Annotated in this window: 18 protein-coding genes; 14 read left to right on the plus strand and 4 right to left on the minus strand. The window is 65.5% G+C overall.

Annotated elements, in window-relative coordinates; translation table 11 throughout:
* Positions 1-16 precede the first annotated feature (16 nt).
* The 4 genes from NGM15_RS05395 (at position 17) to NGM15_RS05410 (ending at position 4,798) form a co-directional block, all read left to right on the plus strand.
* Positions 17-463: a UPF0179 family protein gene (locus NGM15_RS05395; RefSeq protein WP_253436277.1), complete on the plus strand. Its 447-nt coding sequence runs from the start codon at positions 17-19 to the stop codon at positions 461-463.
* Positions 464-577: 114 nt separating this feature from the next.
* Positions 578-1,735, plus strand: a complete 1,158-nt coding sequence (locus tag NGM15_RS05400) for a hypothetical protein (protein ID WP_253436280.1) — start codon at positions 578-580, stop codon at positions 1,733-1,735.
* Positions 1,736-1,849: 114 nt separating this feature from the next.
* Positions 1,850-3,217 (plus strand): cupredoxin domain-containing protein, encoded by a 1,368-nt coding sequence (locus tag NGM15_RS05405; protein WP_253436281.1) that lies wholly within the window; start codon positions 1,850-1,852, stop codon positions 3,215-3,217.
* Positions 3,218-3,385: 168 nt separating this feature from the next.
* Complete coding sequence (locus tag NGM15_RS05410; protein WP_253436284.1) at positions 3,386-4,798, plus strand: sulfite oxidase; 1,413 nt, start codon at positions 3,386-3,388, stop codon at positions 4,796-4,798.
* A gap of 21 nt (positions 4,799-4,819) precedes the next feature.
* Here NGM15_RS05410 and NGM15_RS05415 read toward each other — a convergent pair whose 3' ends face one another.
* Positions 4,820-5,422 (minus strand): FKBP-type peptidyl-prolyl cis-trans isomerase, encoded by a 603-nt coding sequence (locus NGM15_RS05415; RefSeq protein WP_253436286.1) that lies wholly within the window; start codon positions 5,420-5,422, stop codon positions 4,820-4,822.
* A gap of 353 nt (positions 5,423-5,775) precedes the next feature.
* Positions 5,776-6,177: a winged helix-turn-helix transcriptional regulator gene (locus NGM15_RS05420; protein WP_253436289.1), complete on the minus strand. Its 402-nt coding sequence runs from the start codon at positions 6,175-6,177 to the stop codon at positions 5,776-5,778.
* 239 nt (positions 6,178-6,416) lie between these two features.
* Between NGM15_RS05420 and NGM15_RS05425 the strand changes: the two genes are divergently transcribed.
* The 8 genes from NGM15_RS05425 (at position 6,417) to NGM15_RS05460 (ending at position 15,639) form a co-directional block, all read left to right on the plus strand.
* Complete coding sequence (locus NGM15_RS05425) at positions 6,417-7,034, plus strand: flavin reductase family protein (RefSeq protein ID WP_253436291.1); 618 nt, start codon at positions 6,417-6,419, stop codon at positions 7,032-7,034.
* 79 nt (positions 7,035-7,113) lie between these two features.
* Positions 7,114-7,662, plus strand: a complete 549-nt coding sequence (locus NGM15_RS05430) for a hypothetical protein (protein ID WP_253436294.1) — start codon at positions 7,114-7,116, stop codon at positions 7,660-7,662.
* Positions 7,663-7,816: 154 nt separating this feature from the next.
* A complete protein-coding gene (locus tag NGM15_RS05435) occupies positions 7,817-8,728 on the plus strand; it encodes an ABC transporter ATP-binding protein (protein ID WP_253436297.1) in 912 nt (303 codons plus the stop codon).
* The gene (locus NGM15_RS05440) at positions 8,725-10,614 is read left to right on the plus strand and encodes an ABC transporter permease subunit (protein WP_253436300.1); all 1,890 of its coding nucleotides are present in this window, start codon (positions 8,725-8,727) and stop codon (positions 10,612-10,614) included. The genes NGM15_RS05435 and NGM15_RS05440 overlap by 4 nt, the downstream gene beginning before the upstream one ends.
* Positions 10,604-11,689: an ABC transporter permease gene (locus tag NGM15_RS05445; RefSeq protein WP_253436303.1), complete on the plus strand. Its 1,086-nt coding sequence runs from the start codon at positions 10,604-10,606 to the stop codon at positions 11,687-11,689. The genes NGM15_RS05440 and NGM15_RS05445 overlap by 11 nt, the downstream gene beginning before the upstream one ends.
* A gap of 87 nt (positions 11,690-11,776) precedes the next feature.
* Complete coding sequence (locus NGM15_RS05450; RefSeq protein ID WP_425494469.1) at positions 11,777-14,263, plus strand: penicillin acylase family protein; 2,487 nt, start codon at positions 11,777-11,779, stop codon at positions 14,261-14,263.
* The gene (locus tag NGM15_RS05455; RefSeq protein ID WP_253436307.1) at positions 14,260-14,625 is read left to right on the plus strand and encodes a hypothetical protein; all 366 of its coding nucleotides are present in this window, start codon (positions 14,260-14,262) and stop codon (positions 14,623-14,625) included. The genes NGM15_RS05450 and NGM15_RS05455 overlap by 4 nt, the downstream gene beginning before the upstream one ends.
* Positions 14,626-14,664: 39 nt before the next feature.
* Entirely contained in the window at positions 14,665-15,639 is a 975-nt protein-coding gene (locus NGM15_RS05460) for an aldo/keto reductase (protein ID WP_253436309.1), read from the plus strand.
* Positions 15,640-15,663: 24 nt separating this feature from the next.
* Here NGM15_RS05460 and tenA read toward each other — a convergent pair whose 3' ends face one another.
* A complete protein-coding gene (gene tenA / locus NGM15_RS05465) occupies positions 15,664-16,362 on the minus strand; it encodes a thiaminase II (protein ID WP_253436312.1) in 699 nt (232 codons plus the stop codon).
* Positions 16,363-16,682: 320 nt separating this feature from the next.
* Between tenA and NGM15_RS05470 the strand changes: the two genes are divergently transcribed.
* On the plus strand, positions 16,683-17,057 hold the full coding sequence (locus NGM15_RS05470) for a hypothetical protein (RefSeq protein ID WP_253436315.1): 375 nt from the start codon (positions 16,683-16,685) through the stop codon (positions 17,055-17,057).
* 126 nt (positions 17,058-17,183) lie between these two features.
* On the opposite strand, the gene NGM15_RS05475 is transcribed toward NGM15_RS05470, so the two are convergent.
* A complete protein-coding gene (locus tag NGM15_RS05475; protein WP_253436317.1) occupies positions 17,184-17,843 on the minus strand; it encodes a glycerophosphodiester phosphodiesterase in 660 nt (219 codons plus the stop codon).
* 243 nt (positions 17,844-18,086) lie between these two features.
* Here NGM15_RS05475 and NGM15_RS05480 point away from each other — a divergent pair, with 243 nt between their 5' ends.
* On the plus strand, positions 18,087-18,800 hold the full coding sequence (locus tag NGM15_RS05480; protein WP_253436320.1) for an SDR family oxidoreductase: 714 nt from the start codon (positions 18,087-18,089) through the stop codon (positions 18,798-18,800).
* The last annotated feature ends 77 nt before the right edge of the window (positions 18,801-18,877 follow it).

The following is an 18,877-nucleotide window of genomic DNA, read 5'->3' on the forward strand; positions in this document are numbered from 1 at the left end:
TCGAAGGATACTACCAATGACCACCGTGACCCTTCTCGGGACGCGTCTCGCCGACCCCGGCACCGAGTTCGTCTACGAGGGCGAGGCCGACGGCTGCGCCGGCTGTCCCTACCGGAGCCAGTGTCTCAACCTCGAGGTCGGCCGCCGCTACCGCGTCACCGACGTGCGAGAGAACGCCCAGACGCTCGAGTGTGCGATGCACGACGAAGGCGTCCGCGCCGTCGAGGTCGAACCGGCGACCGTCGCGGCGAACGTCCCCTCGAAGGGCGCGTTCAGCGGGAGCAAGGCGAGCCTGAGCGGCCCCTGTCCGTACATCGACTGTCCGAGCCACGCCTACTGCGAACCCGACGGTGTCGAGTTCGACCGCGAGTACCGGATCCAGCAACTGTTCGGCGATCCGCCACACGAGGTCTGTCACCTGAATCGCTCGCTCGAGCAGGTCGAACTCGATCCGGCGGAGTAGCCGGCTGGAGTCCGTAGTTCTTACCGATTTTGTCGCGTTCGTCCCCGAAGCAACGGTGAAATCGTTGTTTGACCTTCCAGAGAGCACTTATCGTCTCCAGCGAGAGTATCGCGTATGGATCCCTCCAGGCGAACGATTCTTCGCTCGGGCGCACTCGGTGTCGGGCTCGCCGTCGCCGGCTGTCTCGACGCCAGTCCGACCGGCTCGAACCCCGGTGACGGAGACGATGAGGACGACCCGAGCGACGGTGACGGGACTAACAGCACCAACGGCACCGACGACTCGAATCACGACGACACTGGTTCGAGTCCCGAAATCACTGCCGTCGAGACCATCGCACTCGAGCCCCGAACCGACGAACCGCTGTGGGCCGCCGACGGGGTCGGCACCGTCGCGCTCCTCACTGATCCCGACGTCCTCGAGCGACTGGACGCCGTCGCGACGAACCGAACCGCCGAAACTGTGGACCCGTTCCTCGAAGAGACCGACTTCGAGACGGAGGTGCTCGTGCTCCTCGAATCCGGTGGCCCGACGATCTGTCACGACAGCATCGAGATCGACGACGTGAGATTCGACGCCCAGGAGAGCGCGATCACGGCGACGGCGAAGGTCGTCGACTCGAGCGACGGCGGCTGTGGAGAGGCGTTGGCCTACCCGTCCTCGCTCACGCGCGTCTCGTTCGACGGCGACGGGGTATGGCTCCACAACGCCGTCGTCACACTCACCGACGGCTGGGGAAACACCGAAACCGTCGAGGCGGCTCACGAGCGTGTCATCGACCCGGTCGGACTCGAGGGTGGCGTCGAGCCTGACGGCGATCCGGCGACGATTCCGAAACCGCTCGAGTGCTCGGACGACGACTTCCAGCGCCTCTCGTCCGCGCAGTCGGTTCGTTGGGGCGACGCGGATGCGTTCGCCATGCGCGTCGACTCGCTCGAGGTCGCTCGCGGCGAGTCGGTGTCCATCACGATGAGAAACCTCACCAGCGTCGAGCAGGGTACCGGCAACGACCGGAAATTCTCGCTCGAGGTCCAGACCGAGGCTGGCTGGCAGGAGGTCCGGGGCCACCGTTCCGAACACGGCATCGGATACACGGATGAGGGCATCATACACCGACCCGGCGAGGGCTTCGACTGGGAGATCGAACTCACTGAGGCGGCCGTCCAGGAGCTGTACTCCGGACTCGAGGTCTGCCCGGGGCTCCCAGCCGGCCGGTACCGGTTCGTCTACTGGCCGCTCGACCTGGCGGTGGCGTTCGACGTGCTCGAGTGACCGGCCTCTAGTTGGAAAAGAGCTATCCGCCGAATTCGTTCACGAGACCCTGTCAGTCACGCGTTCGTGGAATAGCATCTTTGTCGGCGCTCCCATGTAGTGGACTGGATTCACATGAGCGACGCGAACACCCGACGGCGCTTTCTGCGCCACCTCGGAACGGGCGTCACCCTGACCGCGGCCCTGGCCGGCGAGGTCGGCGGAACTGACGGCAATCGATTCCAGGACGAGGGAAACGGCGATGGAACGGACGTCGAATCCGAAGCCGATGACGAGGGAGACGGCGACGAAGGGGACGGACTCGACGGCGAAGACGACTCGAGCGACGACCCCGCCGTGACGCAGGTCGTCGCCGGCCCCGACGGCGCCTGGCGGTTCGAACCCGAGGACGTCGACATCGGTCTCGGGGAGGCGGTCGAGTGGACGTTCGCCAGCGCGGGCCACAACGTCACCTCCCTTCCCGGGGCGTCGGAAAAGAATCGAAACCCGCCGAACGCGGAGCCGTTCGCCTCCTACGAGGGTGACGCCCACTTCTCGGTCGTTCCGGAGGGGAGTACGTACCGCCACGTCTTCACCACCCCCGGCGAGTACGAGTACGTCTGCGTCCCCCACGAGAACACGATGGTCGGTACCGTGCAGGTCGACGCGTGCGCGGACGAAACGATCACCGTCGACCCCGACGGCGACCGCCGATTCGAACCCGACGCGCTCGAGATCGGGCTCGGGGACACGGTGGAGTGGCAGTTCGAGGAGGAGGGGCACAACGTGACCGCACACCCGGACGCCTCCGACAATACGTCGGTGCCGGAGGGGGCCGAGCCGTTCGCCTCCTACGATCTCTCGAGCGGCGAGGACGACGATGAAGGCGTAGGCGAAGACGAGGGTGAAGGCGAAGACGTGGGTGAAGAAGACGGCCAGAACGAGGCCGAGAACGAGGGTTCCGAGATCGACCACGAGGCCACCCGCGAGGCCGACGAAACGTTCGCTCACGCGTTCGAAACCCCCGGAGCGTACGAGTACGTCTGCACGATCCACGACCAGGAGATGATCGGTACCGTGGAGGTCCTGGACGAACCGGACGCGACCGTCACCGTCGCGCCGGACGGCGAGCTCGCGTTCGAACCGGAATCGGTCTCGCTCGAGGCCGGCGATGTCGTCCGCTGGACGTTCGAGGAGGAGGGACACAACGTGACCGCCCACCCGGACGCGTCCGACAACGCGTCGGTGTCGGAGGGAGCCGAGCCGTTCGCCTCCTACGACCTCTCGGCCGACGAGGGCAAAAACGGAGGCGGAGAGGGCGAAGCCGACGACATCGACCACGAGGCCACCCGCGAAAGCGGAGAGACATTCGACCATCGCTTCGTCGCCGTCGGGCAGTACGAGTACGTCTGTGCGATCCACGACGAGGAGATGGTCGGCACGATCGAGGTCGAACCGTGTAGCGACGGTGACGACGAGTCGAGCGAAGCGGCCGACGACTAGCCGTTTTCTCGACCTCGAGCGACGTTTCGTTCCGGACTCGAGGGGCCGAGAGCCGGTCAATCCGCACGATTCTCTATTGGAGTGATCGGTAGACGTTTTATCGAGCGGGGAACGATGCGGCAGAATTATGTTAGCTATATCGCCACCTGTGGTGTGAGTGGGTTTGTCATGCAGAGACAGTCAACGAGCGGCGGGGACGAGCAGTCGGGCGAGACCGAACGACGACGACGGCGGTTGCTCGATCGGCGAAAGTTCATGATGGCATCGGGCGCACTCGCGGGACTGAGCGTAACCGGGTCGGCGGTAGCGAGACAGGAGCAAGAGGAATCGGGGTCCGACGAGGGTGAGGGCGACGGCGGACCCGAACAGGGGACGTCCGAGTACCTGGAGGAGCACTATCCAGGATTGCGCATCTACTCACCGGATCCGGAGAACGCGGAGGCGGCGGCCCGCGAGACCTACACGAGTTACCTCACGCCGAAGGAGGAACACTACATCCGGAATCACTACCTGTCGCCCCAGATCGACGCCGAGGAGTGGGAGATCGAACTCAGGTTGGGCGAGGAGACCGTCTCGCTCTCGATGGAAGCCCTCGAGCGCGAGTACTCGACCGAGTCGGTGGCCCACACGATGCAGTGTTCGGGCAACGGTCGATCCTACTTCGACCCCGAGGTGGCGGGCAACCCCTGGACCTTCGGCGCGGTCGGTAACACCATCTGGACCGGTGCGCCGGTGAGCGAGATCCTCGAGGCCCACGGCGCGGACACGAGCGACGGGAAGTGGCTGATGGCCGCTGGCGGGGATCACCCGGAGGGCGAGCGAATCTTCGCGCGCTCCATCCCGATGCAGAAGGTGATGGACGACTGCCTACTCGCCTACGAGATGGACGGAGAACCGTTGACGGCCGAACACGGCCACCCCGTTCGGCTCCTCGTCCCCGGATGGATGGGGAATAACAACGTCAAGTGGCTCCGCGAACTCGAGGTCATGGACATGATGATGATCGGCGAGGAGTGGGAGCAGTACCTCCACTGGCAGCAGAACTCCTACCGGATCATCCCCGAGGGCGAGGAGGCCGAGCACAACGAGACGATCGACGAGTTCGACACCTGGGCACAGATGGAAGCGGCCGCGAACGGGGAACTCGACCACCTCCCGTACATCTACGACCAGGTCGTCAAGTCGATCATCGGCTATCCCGGCGAGGAATCGACGGTGTCGCCGCGCGCCCAGGACGGCAGCGTCGAGGTGCTCGGGGTTGCCTGGGCCGGCGACGACCACGTCGAGTCCGTGGAAGTTTCCACCGACGGTGGCGAGAGCTGGGAGGAAGCGGAGTTCTTCGGCCCCGATCTCGGCCCCGGCGGCTGGCGACAGTTCCGCTACCTCTGGGAGGCCGAATCGGGCGAGCACGTCCTCTACTCGCGAGCGACGGACGAGAACGGGTACACGCAGTTCGGTCCAATATCCGATCCCGAGGCGGGACTCGAGGCCATCTCCGACGAGCAGTTCCCGTGGAATCAGGACGGGTACGCCTGTAACGCCTACGAACCGCACGGGGTGACGGTGACCGTCGAGGAGTGAACGGATCTCGAGGTCGAAGCGTCAATCCGCCTTTTCCTCGGCTGCCTCGTTCGCGTTCGTCTCGTCAGCACCCGCCTCGTCCGCATCGACCTCCTTCGACCTCGAGAGCGAGCGCTCGTCAGCGAGGAGTTCGTCCGTCGCTTCCGTCGAATCGTCGCTCACCGCCAGCACGTGGAGGTCGCACTCGATGGTTGTCCCGGCGAGTTCGTGATTGAAGTCCACGACGGCGCGTCCGTCGTCCTCGACCGCCTGTATCCACCCGGTTCGGCCGTTGTCGTCCCGGACCAGCGTCCCGGGCTCGAGATCGGACGGATCAGATGCCAGCGTTTCAGCTGGCACCTCGAGCACGCGCTCTTCGCTGTAAGCCCCGAACGCCTCCTCGGGTTCGAGTTCGACGGTTCGTTGCTCGCCGACGGCCATCTCCCGGAGCGCACGGTCGATGCCCGGGAGGATCTTCCCCTCGCCGACCCTGACCTCGAGTGGCTTGTAGTCGCGATGGTCGTGGTAGATGCCCTCCTCGAGGGCGACGTCGACGTCGGTCGTGTCGAAGACCTCGCCTACGGCGTCCCCCTCGGCGATGCGGCCGGTGAAGTGAATCGCGGCGACGCGTCCGGGAGCTACCATGGGTCGAATAGTGCGTGATAAGTCATCGTTCGTCTTTGTGCGTACCGCACGTCTCCCACTCGTGGCGCCATCAATCATTTCGTCAGCGCTCGTGACCGACTCGATCGCCGACTCGTGTCGTAGTTCGTCGATGATCGGCGAGAGGACAGACCAGACGGAAACGACGACCGAGGCCTTGGACGATCCCCAGTTAGAAAACTTCGACACCGACGACCTGAACGACGAGACGGCTGACGAGGTCACGGACTTGATCGGGGACCTGGCCAACGAACACTTCGAAGACACCGATTTTGGGGGGAGTGACTCGTCTCGCGTCCGGCAGCTTTCAGTCGACGTTGCGGTCCTTGTAGTCGCTACTCGTCCTCAGACGTGGACTCCTCGAGCCAGCTGCCTGCCCAGCACTCGATTTCGTCGAAGACCGGCTCGAGCGACCGCCCCTTCGGGGTCAAACTGTAGTAGGTTGCGATCGGCGCGTCCTCCTCGATCCGCCGGTCGACGAACCCGAGTTCGCCCAGGTCCTCGAGCACCCGCGAGAGCGTCCTGGCGTTCGCGTCGGTCGCGCGCTTGAGTTCGTTGAAGCGGTACTCGCCCTTCTGGAGTTCGTGGAGGACGGCGAGTCGCCACTGGGAGCCGATCTGCTCGATCGAATCGATGACGGGGCAGGGCGAGTCCTCGGGTTCGGATCCGACGGCGACGTCGCCGTCAGTGGACGTATCAGCGCGCTCGACCTCGAGTGGAGTGGAGTCAGATGACATCGTAGGTATCTGGTTTCTCTTCGTCTCGAAAGCCTATAGCAGTTCGGTATCGTACCAGATAACACGAGGCAATCACTAACGATGATAGCCGGCCCAACCGAGCCACCGACGACGGAACTGCACCATGTCACTAACAGCTGTACCGACGTTGAAACTACGAAGACGTTTTGCGAAGACGTTCCTGGAAGTACTTTCGTCGATCCGCGAAACGAGAGCTGCGGCGGAGGCGCTGATCAACAGTGATCGATTCCACGACGTCAACCGACGCGATCGAAATCGACGTCGACGAACGGGAGGGGTCGCTCTATCGAGTCCTCTCGAGTGCGGTCGTCCCGCGCCCGATTGCGTGGGTCAGCACCCGAAGCGAAGCCGGCGTCGACAACCTCGCCCCCTACAGCTTCTTCACCGTCGCCTCGGTCGAGCCACCAGTCGTCGTCTTCGCGCCGGTCGACGGTCCGGACGGCCCCAAGGACACGCCGCGGAACGTTCGCGACACCGGCGAGTTCGTCGTCAACCTCGTGACCGAGGACCTCGCGGAAGCGATGAACGAAACCAGCGCCACCCTCGAGGCCGGCGACAGCGAGTTCGAGCACGCCGGTCTCGAGCGCGCCGAGTCGACGGTCGTCGCACCACCGAGAGTCGCGGATTCGAAGGTTGCCCTCGAGTGCACCCGCAGAGACCTGCTCGATGTTGGTGGGTCCACGCTCGTCCTCGGCGACGTTCGCTACGTACACCTCGACGAGGAGGTGACGACCGATGGGAAAATCGACGTAGCGAACGTCGACGCCGTCGGACGATTGGCCGGGAGCTGGTACACGAAGACCGACGAACGATTCTCCCTCGAGCGACCACCGTAGCCGGGTTCGACGGACTCGAGCTTCGCGAACGGTCCCGGAAGAAAGCTTTTCGACGTAACGGGGACAATCCCCGAGCAACGTGAGCGACCGACGAGGCGAAGCTTCCGGCGAGACCTCGGCGGCTTCCGGGGAGACGGTCCCTCGAGCGGAGTCGTTGCCGCTCGTCGACGTCCTGGAGACGGTCGCCGTCGGCGCCGCGCCGCCGCTGGCGCTGGGGCTGTTCGCCCTGGTGGTGCCGTCCGTGCCAGTCGGCCAGGCGGTCTTCGTCGGCGTCCTGGTCGGCGCGATCCTCGCGTCGTACCGACGAGGGATCGAGGCCGTCCGAGCCGAAGACGGAGACGGGGACGGGATAACGCGTCGCCTCCGCGTGCCCGACGTCGACGACCCTCGGAGCGACGGATTCGCGCTACTCGCTCGCCTGGACGCTCGAGTCGATGGTACTGTCCTCGAGTGGGTCGTCGTCGGGGCCGTAGGAACGATCGGACTCGCTTCCGCCGTCGAACTCGCCACCGCCGGGTTTGACCGGGTTACTCCTCGAGTGCTCCTGTTCGGCCTGCTGTGTGGGTCGGCAGCCCTGTTCGCGGTCGTGGTGCGATTCGGTGCGCCGAATCGGCAGGGGCAGGGATAGAGTTGGGATAGGTGTAGGGCTAAGGATAAGTGTAGGGATGGGGGGAGGGCTAACCGCCGCATGGGACGCCCTCGCGCTGCACAGTTTGCGCTCACTCGAATTTCGACCGGCCGCTAGCCTTTTCTGCGGGGTCTCCTTCTATCGATGCAATTGAATGATTGACGTTGCGGATCTACGCAAGGAGTACGGCAGTTTCGTCGCCGTCGAAGGCAGTTCGTTCTCGATCGATCGGGGCGAGGTGTTCGGCGTCGTCGGTCACAATGGCGCCGGCAAGACCACGACGCTGAAGATGCTCGCCGGACTGATCGAACCGACTGGCGGAACCGCAGTGGTGGCTGGACACCCCGCCGGTTCCTCGGCGATGCAGCGCCGTCTCGGCTTCCTCCCCGAGGAGTCACCGCTGTACGAGGAGATGACGCCCCTCTCCTACCTCGAGTTCTTCGCCGACCTCTACGACGTTCCAGATGACGTGGCGAGCGAGCGCATCACCGCCCTCCTGGACCGCCTCGACCTCGAGCACCGTGATCGAGAACTGGGCAATATGTCGAAGGGGATGAAGCGCAAGGTCGCCATCGCACGCGCGCTGGTCAACGACCCCGACGTGCTCATCTTCGACGAACCCGCCTCCGGACTCGATCCCCTGACGACGAACGCCATCCTGGAGTTTACGCGGGAACTCAGCGAGGAGGGGAAGACGGTCGTCTTCAGTGCACACAACCTCTTTCACGTCGAGAGCGTCTGTGATCGCCTCGTCATCATGGCCGAGGGCGAGATCGTCGCTCGCGGAAGCATCGAGGACATCCGCTCGACTTACGGTGGGACTAGTTACCACGTCTTCGTCTCCACCGAGGGGGACGACGTGGTGGGAAGCGACGCGATCGCCGCCCCGGTAGCCGAGATCGGTCGCGAGAACGGGGATCTTCGATACGTGGTTCGAGACCTCGATGGCGTCGACGCCGTCCGCGACGCCGTGGAGGCGGCCGGCGGCTCCGTCACCGACATTCAGACGAAGACGCCGAGTCTCGAGGAAATCTTTCTCGACGTGGCCGGGGAGGCGGCTGCGTGACGGCTGGCCCCGACTCGAGTGACGCCCAGGCCGCCAACTCAGTTGATTCGACCGATTCGACGTCCAGAACGGACGCCGTTCGCGGCTTCGTCCGCCGAACCGCCCGAATCGCCCGCTGGGAAGTCTCCCGGAGCGCCGGCACGGTCGACCGGAAGACGATTCTGATCGTCCTCGTGCTCGCCCTCGTCGTCGGTGCAGTGGGTTTCGCGACCGTGGACGAGGGTGTGGGTCTCGAGGACGGACTCTACACCGTAGCCGTCGACGAAGAGAGCCTGTACCACGCGGTCGCGGTCGAGAATCCGACGTTCACGACCGTCGAACCGGGCACCGACGCCGACGTGCACGTATACCGCGGCGACGTCATCGATCCTGACAGGGCACGGACCTCGAAAGAGAGGGCCGCCTACGCCGCGTTTGCCGACGCCGTCGAGGCGCAGAACGAGGAGCGAATGTACGCGGAGAACGATCGAAGCGCCGCGTTTCCCGTCTCCGTTATCCTGACCTACCAGCAGCGATCCGGCCCTGATTCGACGAGCGACAGGAGCGACAGGAGCGACTCGAGCGATGGCGGATCGACCGGATCCGGTGCTGGTTCGACTGACGGCGGCGACGGAACGGGTGCCGACGGCTCGAGCGACGGTAACAGCGGTGCTCCCGCGGACTCGAGCGACGGATCTGGCTCGGGCATCAGCGTGCCGGAGTTCGGCGGCGGCTCGATCGAAGAGCCGAGCCAGCCACAGACACCGGGATCGATCACGCCGCCGTTTCCCTTCCGATCGCTCGTGCTCGCGTTCCTGTTCGTCGTCCCGATGAACGTCGTGATTCAGTCCTACGGGAGCACGATCATGGACGAGCGGATCAAGCGCCGCGGCGAACTGTTGCTGGTCTCGCCCGCCTCGCGATACGAGATCGTCGCCGGGAAGACGCTCCCGTACCTGCTGGCACTCCTTGGAATCGTCGTCGTAATCGCGCACGTGATCGAGGGGAGCTGGCTGTCGGTCGCCGCCGTCGTCCCCATCGCGCTCGCCTTCCTCGCGGCCACGTTCGTCGGGGCGATGTTCGCCCGCTCGTTCAAGGAACTCACGTTCGTCACGGTGACGGTTTCGGTGGTGCTGACGACCTACGCGTTCGTGCCGGCGATCTTCACGAACGTCACGCCGATCTCGCTCATCTCGCCGCTGACGCTCGTCGTCCTGGACCTCCAGGGTGAGAGCGTCCGCTTCGGTGAGTACCTCTTCTCGACGTCGCCGCTGACTCTCGGCGCGCTCGTCCTCTTCGGACTGGGTCTCGGGAGCTACCGAGAGGAGGACATGTTCACTCAGAAGCCGATCCCATCGAAGGCGGTCGACGCCGTCGCCGCGCACGTCCGGGGGTACGCCAGCGTGCTCGTGATGCCGGTCGTCTTCATCCCGTTCGTTTTCGCCGGCCAGTTGCTCACCGTTGCGCTCGTCTTCGCGCTACCGCAGACGGTGTCGCTCCCGGTGGTCTTCGTCGTCGCCGCGCTCCTGGAGGAACTCGCGAAGAGCCTCCACGTCTACGCGGGCTACGCCCACTCGCGGTTCGAATCGTCCGTCCGAACGGCGGTCGTCCTCGGCGCGCTCTCGGGATTGGGCTTCTTCCTGGGCGAAAAACTCACCCACGCCGCCCAGTTCGTCGGGCTTCCCGACCTGCTCGAGGGACAGGCCGCCTTCGGTCCGTCACTCTCTGGTGCCCCCGTTGCCGTGGTGGTCGCCGTCTTCCTCGCACCCCTGGCGTTGCACGTCGTGACGGCGATCATTGGGGCGATCGGTGCCAGCCGAGGCCGGACCGCGTACGCACTCGGCCTGACTGCTGCGACGCTCGTTCACGCGGTCTACAACCTCGGGGTGATCGCGCTTGTCGCGTGAGCTTCGGGCGGGTGAGGATGACTCGACCCTGCACGCCCGACTCGCCATCGTCCGCCGCGAGTGGCGCTCCCTGCGCTCTGAGAAGACCATCGTGCTCGCGCTGGCCATCCAGCTGGTCATCGCCGGCTTCTCGGGCTTCCTGGTCGTCGGCCTCGTCTCGCTGTACGACCCCGGCGCGGTCGAGGGCCAGGAGATGACTGTCGCGCTCACCGGCGACGACAGGGACGCGCTACTCGAGGCCGTCCACCATCGAGAGGCCATCGAACCGCGACTCTACGACGACCGCGGGGCCGCTTACGCCGACTTCGACCGACGAGCCGTCGCCGCCGTCGTCGAAACCAACCGCCTGGACGACGGCCGGCTCGCGATCGTGGTCACGGCACCCGACGAGGGGATCGGGACGACGCTGTTGATCTCGGAACTCCAGGAGACGTTCCGCACGGTGGAGTTCGAGGAACGGCAGGCGAACGCCGACCGCCTCGAGTCGCCACCCCTGTCCGTGCCCTCGACGAGCGCGACGCCGTACTTCGGGTTCACCTACACCATCCTGGTGCCGCTCCTGTTGTTCCTGCCGGTGTTCATCAGCGGCTCGATCGCCGTCGACTCGCTGATCGAGGAGCGCCAGCGTGGCACGTTAGAGTTGCTCCGGGTGGCGCCGCTGTCGTTCCCCGACGTGATCGACGCGAAACTCGTCGCGACGGCCAGCCTGGCCCCGCTGCAGGGACTCGCCTGGCTCCTCTTGCTCGCGTTCAACGGGACGGCGATCGCCAACCCAGCGGCCTTGATCGTCTTCGTCGCCGCGTTGGCGTTACTCATCGTCGCCCTCGGTATGGGTGTGGCGCTGTACGCCCCGGACCGACGACAGGCACAGTTGCTCTACTCGGCGGGCATCGTCGGCCTCCTGGTCGTCACGAGTTTGCTGCCGGAACATCCCGCGAACACGGTCGCGAAACTGGCCATCGGGAGCGAGACGACGACGACCTGGCTCCTGTTCGCCGGCTACGTTGTGGCCGGTCTCGGGGCGTACCTGCTGCTCCAGTGGGGGCTCGAGCGGGTCGACCAGGCGGCCCTCTAAGGGAAGCAGGCCGTGGTTAGCACGCCCAGCGTCTCTCCACCGCCGCGACCCGAGTAGTTATACGCCACCCCGCGAATGTCACCGGCCGTGAACGAAGGAATGACGCGACGGGGCGCGCTCGCCGTGGCCGTCCTCGCGGGCGTCGCCGGCCTCTCACTCTCGTCCGCGGGCGACCTCCTCGAGCAGTTCGCGCCGCTTTCGGGGTCCGCCTGGAACGCCGCCGACCGGGAACGCCCGGAACGCGTCGAGAGTCCCTACGGCGACGCGACCGTTCGAATCGACGACGAGGGCGTTCCCCACGTCGAGGCGAACGACGAGCGGGCGGCGTACTTCGCCGTCGGCCACCTCCACGGGTTCGACCGCGGCTTCCAGCTCGACCTCCAGCGTCGACAGATGCGAGGCGAACTGTCGGCCGTCGTCGGCGAGGCCACTCTCGAGAGCGACGAGTTCCACGTCCGGATGGACTTCGCTGGAGCCGCCGAGGCAACCTGGAACGCCCTCGAGGAGACCCACGCCGGGTCGCTCATCGAGGCCTACGCCGACGGCGTGAACGCGGCGCTCGAGGGCACGACGCTCCCGCTCGAGTTCGAACTGCTCGAGTTCGAGCCGGACCCGTGGGTGCCCGCCGACACGCTCTTGATGGAGAAACAGATCGCCTGGACGCTCACGGGGAACTTCAGCGCGCTTCGACGCCGGGTGCTCGAAAATCGGCTCGACCCGGCGATTCTCGAGGCGCTGTTCCCCGAGCGGATGGACCACGACACGCCAGTACTGCGAACTGGTCCGGAACACGTCGACGACCTGGGAGAGCTTCGAGGCGTCCGTACAGGCGAGGACGGTCCAGACGCCGGCGACGACGAACCCGGGACCGACCGCACCGCGGACGCCCGCGACTCGAGTACCCCCTCCCTGGCGACGTGGCTCTCGCGATTCGAGTCGCCGCCCGGCGTCGGCTCGAACAGCTGGCTGGTCTCGGGCGAGCACACCGAGAGCGGGACGCCCGTCGTCGCGAACGATCCGCACCTCCAGTTGATGACACCGCCGCTGTGGTACGAACAGCACGTCGAGACTCCGGAAGCCTCGGTTCGCGGGGTGACGTTCCCGGGCGTCCCCTTCGTCATCATCGGTGCCAATGAGGCCGCCGGTTGGGGCTTCACGAACGTCGGCGCGGACGTCCTGGACTGTTACACCTACGAGATAGACGACGAGAACGAGCGCTACCGGTATCGGGGCGAGTGGCGAGAGTTTGAGACCGAGGAGCGCGAAATCGCCGTCTCCGGCGGCGAGAATCGGTCGATCACCGTCAGAAAGACCGTCCATGGCCCCCTGCTCGAACGCGAGGGCGAGACGGTCGGCGTCGCCTGGACCGGACTCAGCGCGACACGGACGACCGAGGCCGTCTACGACCTGACGGTCAGCGAGGGCGTCGACGACGCGCTCGAGGCCGCCAGCCGGTTCGATGTGCCGACACAGAACCTCGTGTACGCGGACGCGGACGGACGGACGCTGTACGTCGCCGTCGGCCAGTTGCCGATCCGTCGGGAGGGCGACGGCTCGAGCGGCGAACCGATCGCTGGAAATCGCGTTTTCGACGGTTCCGCGGGCAAAGGCGAGTGGGAAGGCTACGAGCCCTACGACGTCTCCGATTGGGAAGCCGACGGGTTCGTCCCCTTCGAGGAACAGCCCGCGGCGATCGATCCCGACCTGCTGGCGACGGCGAATCAGCGGACCGCGGACGACCCCGAGCATTACCTCGGTACCGCCTTCGCGATGCCTTATCGTGGTAGACGAATCTACGACGTGCTCGATGCCGCGGCCGACGAGGGCCTGGCAACCGACGTCGCCTACCATCGCGACCTCCAGACCGACCGTCGCGACGAGCGCGCCGTCGACACGGTTCCCGACTTGCTCGACATCGGAACCGCGGCACTCGAGGACGGGACGGTCGACGATCTCAACCAATTCGAGGACGCCCTCGAAACGCTCGAGGACTGGGGTCCGGAGTACGAGATGGTGCGCGACTCCCGCGGGGCCCTGCTGTTCGCCCGCTGGTTCGAGCACCTCCGGGAGGGTGTCCTCGAGCCGATCTTCGACCCCGCCGACCTCGGTTCCGAGTACTACCCGAACGACTGGATCGTCGCGACGCTGCCCGCCGAGAGCCCAGTCTTCGAGGGCCGCTCGCGGGAGGTGATTCTCGTCGAGGCGCTCGAGACGACCCTCGAGGAACTCGAGGCCGAAGGGTGGGATACCTACGGCGACTGGAATACCACCGGGCCCATCGGGCACCCCTTTGGCAGCGAGGCGCCGTTTCTCAGTTACGACGAGCGACCGACCGACGGGTCCCGGGCGACGGTCGACAACTACCGCGTCGAGAGTGCCGTCGGCGCCAGCTGGCGGATGGTGGTCGAACCCGGTGACGAAGCCTGGGCAATCCTCCCCGGTGGGAACTCGGGCGACTACTTCTCGGCCCACTACGACGACCAGTTCGGGCGGTGGGCCGACGGCGAGTACAAGCCGATGGACCTCGAGGCCGCCGGCGAGACGGCGACGCGGTTCGAGGGGGTGGAGCGATGACGGCTTCGGAGAGTAGAGACGAGACGGCGACGACGGTCCGACCGACGTTGGCTCGAGTTCGAACCGAACGCTCGATTCACCTCCTCGCCCTGCTCCTCGCCGTCGGCCTCGGTCTCGTCCTCTCGTGGTTCCACTGGATCGGCCTCGTCGCCGGGGGCGTTCTCGTCGGCCTCGTCGCACGGAGCCTCCTGCGAGCGCTCGGCTACGGCCTCGGATTCGGCCTCGTCGTGCTCGTCGTCTTCGCGTTCGTGCTCGGTAGTGGTCGAGGCCCGGCACTCGAGATGGCGCCCGCCATCTACCTCACCGTCGGTGCGGCACTCGGACTCCCCATACTTGGGTCGCTGGCTCGCGGCATCGTCTGAAACGAGTGGCTATTTGGCCCCGATAGTCGATCATCCCGCATGGAGTACACGACCCTCGGCTCGACCGGCATGGACGTCAGCCGCCTCTGTCTCGGGTGTATGAGCTTCGGCTCGAGCGATTGGCGACCGTGGGTGCTCGACGAGGAGGAGAGCCGCGAGATCATCGAGCGAGCGATCGACCTCGGGATCACCTTCTTCGACACGGCGAACATGTACTCACGGGGCGAGTCCGAACGGATTCTGGGGAACGCCCTCGAGGGGCACCGCGACCGGTCGGTCGTCGCCACGAAGTGCTACTTCCAGATGGACGAGGACGACCCGAACTCGGGCGGACTCTCGCGGAAGGCCATCGAGCAGGAACTGACGGCCAGCCTCGACAGGCTGGGGATGGACACGATCGACCTCTACCAGATCCACCGCTGGGACGAGGACACGCCGATCGAGGAGACCCTCCGGACGCTCGACGACGCGGTCCGGCGAAATCAGGTTCGGTACCTGGGCGCTTCCTCGATGTGGGCCCACCAGTTCGCGGACGCGTTGCACGCGAGCGACCGACTGGGCCTCGACCGGTTCGTCACGATGCAGAACCACTACAACCTCGTTTACCGCGAGGAAGAACGAGAGATGCTACCGCTGTGTCAGAAGAAGGTGATTGGCGTCCTCCCCTGGTCGCCACTGGCTCGCGGCTACCTGACCCGCCCGGACGAACGGGTTGATACGACGACCCGCGGCGATGCCGAGGAACAGCTGTACGCCCACCCGTACCGCGAGGGTGGCGGCCGTGAGATCAACGAACGTGTCGAGGAACTGGCCGAGGACAAAGGGCTCACGATGGCCCAGGTGTCGCTGGCGTGGCTCCTCCACCAGGAGTGGGTCGACGCGCCGATCGTCGGCACGACGAGCGTCGAGCACCTGGAGCAGGCCGTCGAGGCGCTCGACGTCTCGCTCTCGCGTTCGGACATCGAGTACCTCGAGGAGCCGTACGAGCCGGTTTGCGTGTCCGGTCACGACTGATAGGTTCCAGTTACGACTGATAGGTTACTGCGAGTCCACGCGGTTTCGTCCTTCGGTCGCTTCCGACAGCCCCCAGTCTTCCCGGTGGTAGGCCATCTCCCAGAACCGGTACTCGAGTTTCGCACTCGTCAGGAACGCGCGTTCCATCGCCTCGCGTTCGCCCGGATACCGTTCGCCACAGCGGTCGACGAACGCGCGCATCCAGGCGACCGAGTCGTGAAACTCGTCGCTCGTGTACTTCTCGATGAACGGCGTGTAGCGGTGCTCTTCCATTGCGAGGCCGTCCATGTGGGCCGCGATGTCGAGGTAGCCCTGCCCGCAGGGGTAAATCGCAGCGGCAATTTCGGCGATCGACCCCTCGTAGGCCGTCCGGAGGAGGAAGTTCGTGTACGCGACGCACGTCGGCGCCTTCTCGGTTGCCTCGAGGTCCGCTCGCGAGAGGCCGTACTCCGCGGCGAACGAGCGGTGTAACTCCAGTTCGTCGTCCAGGATCGAGTGCGCGACCGAGAGCAAGTGCGCCCGCGTGTCAGGGTCTCGCGCCTTCGATCCTGCAATCGAGAAGGTTCGCGCGTAATCGAGCAAGTACCGGTAGTCCTGACGTACCCACGCGCGGAACGCCTCATCTGCGAGCGTTCCCGCCGCGAGCTCTCGCACGAAGGGGTGGGTCTGTTGAGCTTCCCAGATCGGGGTGCCGGTTTCGAGTAGCTGGTCGCTAAACGCCATCGTAGGGGAGTCCGTGCTGCATCGGGATATAATTTAGTGGTATTATTCAGTGGTGTAGTAATATCGCTCGAGTCGGTGGGAGCTCGGTCGGCCACAATACTTATGCTCTCGTTGTCGCAGGTGTCCAATCGTACATGTCGGGGGACGGGGACGGGGACGGAAGTCCCACGGGAGGAGACGCATCGTTCGATCTCGGAGCCGTCGTCGCGAGGCTCAGCGATCCAGATCCAGCGGTACGCGAACGGGGCGTGGCAACCGTGTGCCGAACTGTCGACACGAATCCGTCGACTTGCTTGCCGACGGTGCCGGTTCTCCGGTCGATGCTCGGAGCGTCGACCCCCGACGTCCACCGTGACGTCGCCTACTGCCTCGAGCAGTTGGCCGCCGAGTCGCCGGACGACGTGGCCCCGTCGGTACCGGGGGTCGTCGAGTTTCTCTCGGAATCGTCCAATTCGCTGGACGATGAGACGACGAATCGCCTCCTCGGTTGTCTGGAACGGGTCGCTGAGGAGCGACCGAGCGCGATCGCCGACCACGTCGAGACGGTCTCGGATATATTGCCGGACCCTGGTCAGGAGAGACTGGGGGTCACCCTCGAGTCGGACGACAGCGACGAACGCAAGGACGAGGTGACGAGCGACGAACCCGCCTCGAGCGCCGCCCCCGAGCACGTGGTGAACTATCACGTCGAGTAGCCCGGAGTTAGGGGCTGTGTGCCTCTCGAGAACGGGGTGTGCGAGCGGTGCCGTCACGGGAGGCCGTACAAGCGGTGCTGTCACGGGGAGCCGTTCGACGCCGCCATCACAGACCCGGATCGACGGCTACAGATTTAGCGGCCGATCGGCGGAGATACAATCGACGCCGCGATATCCCAATGCTCGGGCGAGAAACTCGTGTTCGATCGACCAGGCGTGAACCTCCAGGCCGAGCGCCTTCGCTCGGGGTACCAGCCGAGTAAACAGACAGCGCCAGTAGTTTGCCCCGATAACGTCGCAATCGAGTTCGATGGCGGTCGTCACCGGATGTTCGAGATGACGACTGGCCAGGAGGCCGGTCGGCTGGTCGGGATCCAGGTCGCGTATTCGTCGGAGTTCCGGGTGGAGAAACGAGGTCGTCACGACCCGGTTTTCGACTCCCTCGAGCGCCTCGAGTACGTCCGCGGCGATACCGAGTTCCTTCATCTCGAGGTTGACCTCTAGCGAGGGCGGCAGCGCCTCGAGGACTTCATCTAGCGTCGGAATCGTATCCTCGGAGTCCAGGACGGTGAGCGCTCGCAGTTCCTCGAGCGGGCGATCCGCAATGGCGCCGGACTCGACGGTGACGCGCTCGAGTGTGTCGTCGTGGAAGACGACGAGTTCGCCGGAGCCACACCGTCGGACGTCGAATTCGACGGCGTCGGCGTACTCAGCTGCCGATTGGATCGCCCCAATCGTGTTTTCGGGGGCCGTCCGGGCGAATCCGCGGTGAGCGATGAGTCGCATTGCCTGTGTGGACACACTGGACGAACGTGCTTGAAGTCTGCCCTGTCGATTGCCGCCGTGGTCTTTCGCATCGGAGTGTGATTTCGGCCGTTCCGCCCTCGAGAGCGACCTCGGCCATTCCTCACCGACATTCGAGTTTGGTCGATTCGCCCTCGAGTGCGGCTTTGGTCGATTCGTCCTCGAGTGCGATACCCACTCTACTCGCCCTCTAGTTTGATTCGGCTGGGCGTGGACGGGTCGCCCATGTCGACACCGACACTCGAGTTCGACGGAACCGTCGCGGTCATCACGGGCGCCAGCGGTGCGCTCGGAAGCGCCGCGGTCGACCGCTTTCGGGACGCGGGCGCAACTGTCTGTGCCGTCGACGTCGTCGAACCCGACGACGAGGACGCACAGCTCGACCCCGACGCGGACACCCACTTCTACCAGGCGGACCTCACAGACGAGTCGGCCGTCGAATCCCTGTTCGAGACGGTACTCGACGATCACGGCCGATTCGACCACCTGCTGAACATCGCCGGGACTTGGCGCGGAGGCAATTACATCGAGGAGACGCCGCTCGAGGAGTTCGAACTGCTGGTCGACGTCAATCTCAAGTCGGCGTTCCTGGCGTCGAAATACGCCCTTCCGCACCTCCAGGAGACCGGGGGTGCCATCGTGAACGTGAGCGCGCGCTCGGGGCTCGAGGGTGGGTCGGGCGACGGCCCCTATCGGATCACCAAAGCCGGCGTAAAGATCCTGACCGAGACGCTGGCCGAGGAAAACCGCGGGGCGGTCAGGGTGAACTGCGTCCTCCCCAGCGTGATCGACACGCCAGCAAACCGAGAGATGATGCCCGACGCGGACCACGACTCGTGGGTCGACCCGGCCGACATCGCTGCAGTCATGGCGTTTCTCTGTAGCGACGGCGCCTCAGTGACCAGCGGCGCGGCCGTTCCGGTGTACGGCGAGGCTTGACCGTCCGTCGGGCGTCAGCGTGATCCATTTACATGGACCGAGTGGCGACGTCGAATTACTTCGAGGGTTGTGCAACC

It is taken from the genome of Natronosalvus halobius (genome assembly GCF_024138145.1).
In the GTDB taxonomy this organism is placed as follows: domain Archaea; phylum Halobacteriota; class Halobacteria; order Halobacteriales; family Natrialbaceae; genus Natronosalvus; species Natronosalvus halobius.

Coding starts and splice junctions, on each gene's coding strand:
- NGM15_RS05395 (WP_253436277.1), top strand. CDS start 17: ATGACCACCGTGACCCTTCTCGGGACGCGTCTCGCCGACCCCGGCACC.
- NGM15_RS05400 (WP_253436280.1), top strand. CDS start 578: ATGGATCCCTCCAGGCGAACGATTCTTCGCTCGGGCGCACTCGGTGTC.
- NGM15_RS05405 (WP_253436281.1), top strand. CDS start 1,850: ATGAGCGACGCGAACACCCGACGGCGCTTTCTGCGCCACCTCGGAACG.
- NGM15_RS05410 (WP_253436284.1), top strand. CDS start 3,386: ATGCAGAGACAGTCAACGAGCGGCGGGGACGAGCAGTCGGGCGAGACC.
- NGM15_RS05415 (WP_253436286.1), bottom strand. CDS start 5,422: ATGGTAGCTCCCGGACGCGTCGCCGCGATTCACTTCACCGGCCGCATC.
- NGM15_RS05420 (WP_253436289.1), bottom strand. CDS start 6,177: ATGTCATCTGACTCCACTCCACTCGAGGTCGAGCGCGCTGATACGTCC.
- NGM15_RS05435 (WP_253436297.1), top strand. CDS start 7,817: ATGATTGACGTTGCGGATCTACGCAAGGAGTACGGCAGTTTCGTCGCC.
- NGM15_RS05455 (WP_253436307.1), top strand. CDS start 14,260: ATGACGGCTTCGGAGAGTAGAGACGAGACGGCGACGACGGTCCGACCG.
- NGM15_RS05460 (WP_253436309.1), top strand. CDS start 14,665: ATGGAGTACACGACCCTCGGCTCGACCGGCATGGACGTCAGCCGCCTC.
- tenA (WP_253436312.1), bottom strand. CDS start 16,362: ATGGCGTTTAGCGACCAGCTACTCGAAACCGGCACCCCGATCTGGGAA.
- NGM15_RS05470 (WP_253436315.1), top strand. CDS start 16,683: ATGCTCGGAGCGTCGACCCCCGACGTCCACCGTGACGTCGCCTACTGC.
- NGM15_RS05475 (WP_253436317.1), bottom strand. CDS start 17,843: ATGCGACTCATCGCTCACCGCGGATTCGCCCGGACGGCCCCCGAAAAC.
- NGM15_RS05480 (WP_253436320.1), top strand. CDS start 18,087: ATGTCGACACCGACACTCGAGTTCGACGGAACCGTCGCGGTCATCACG.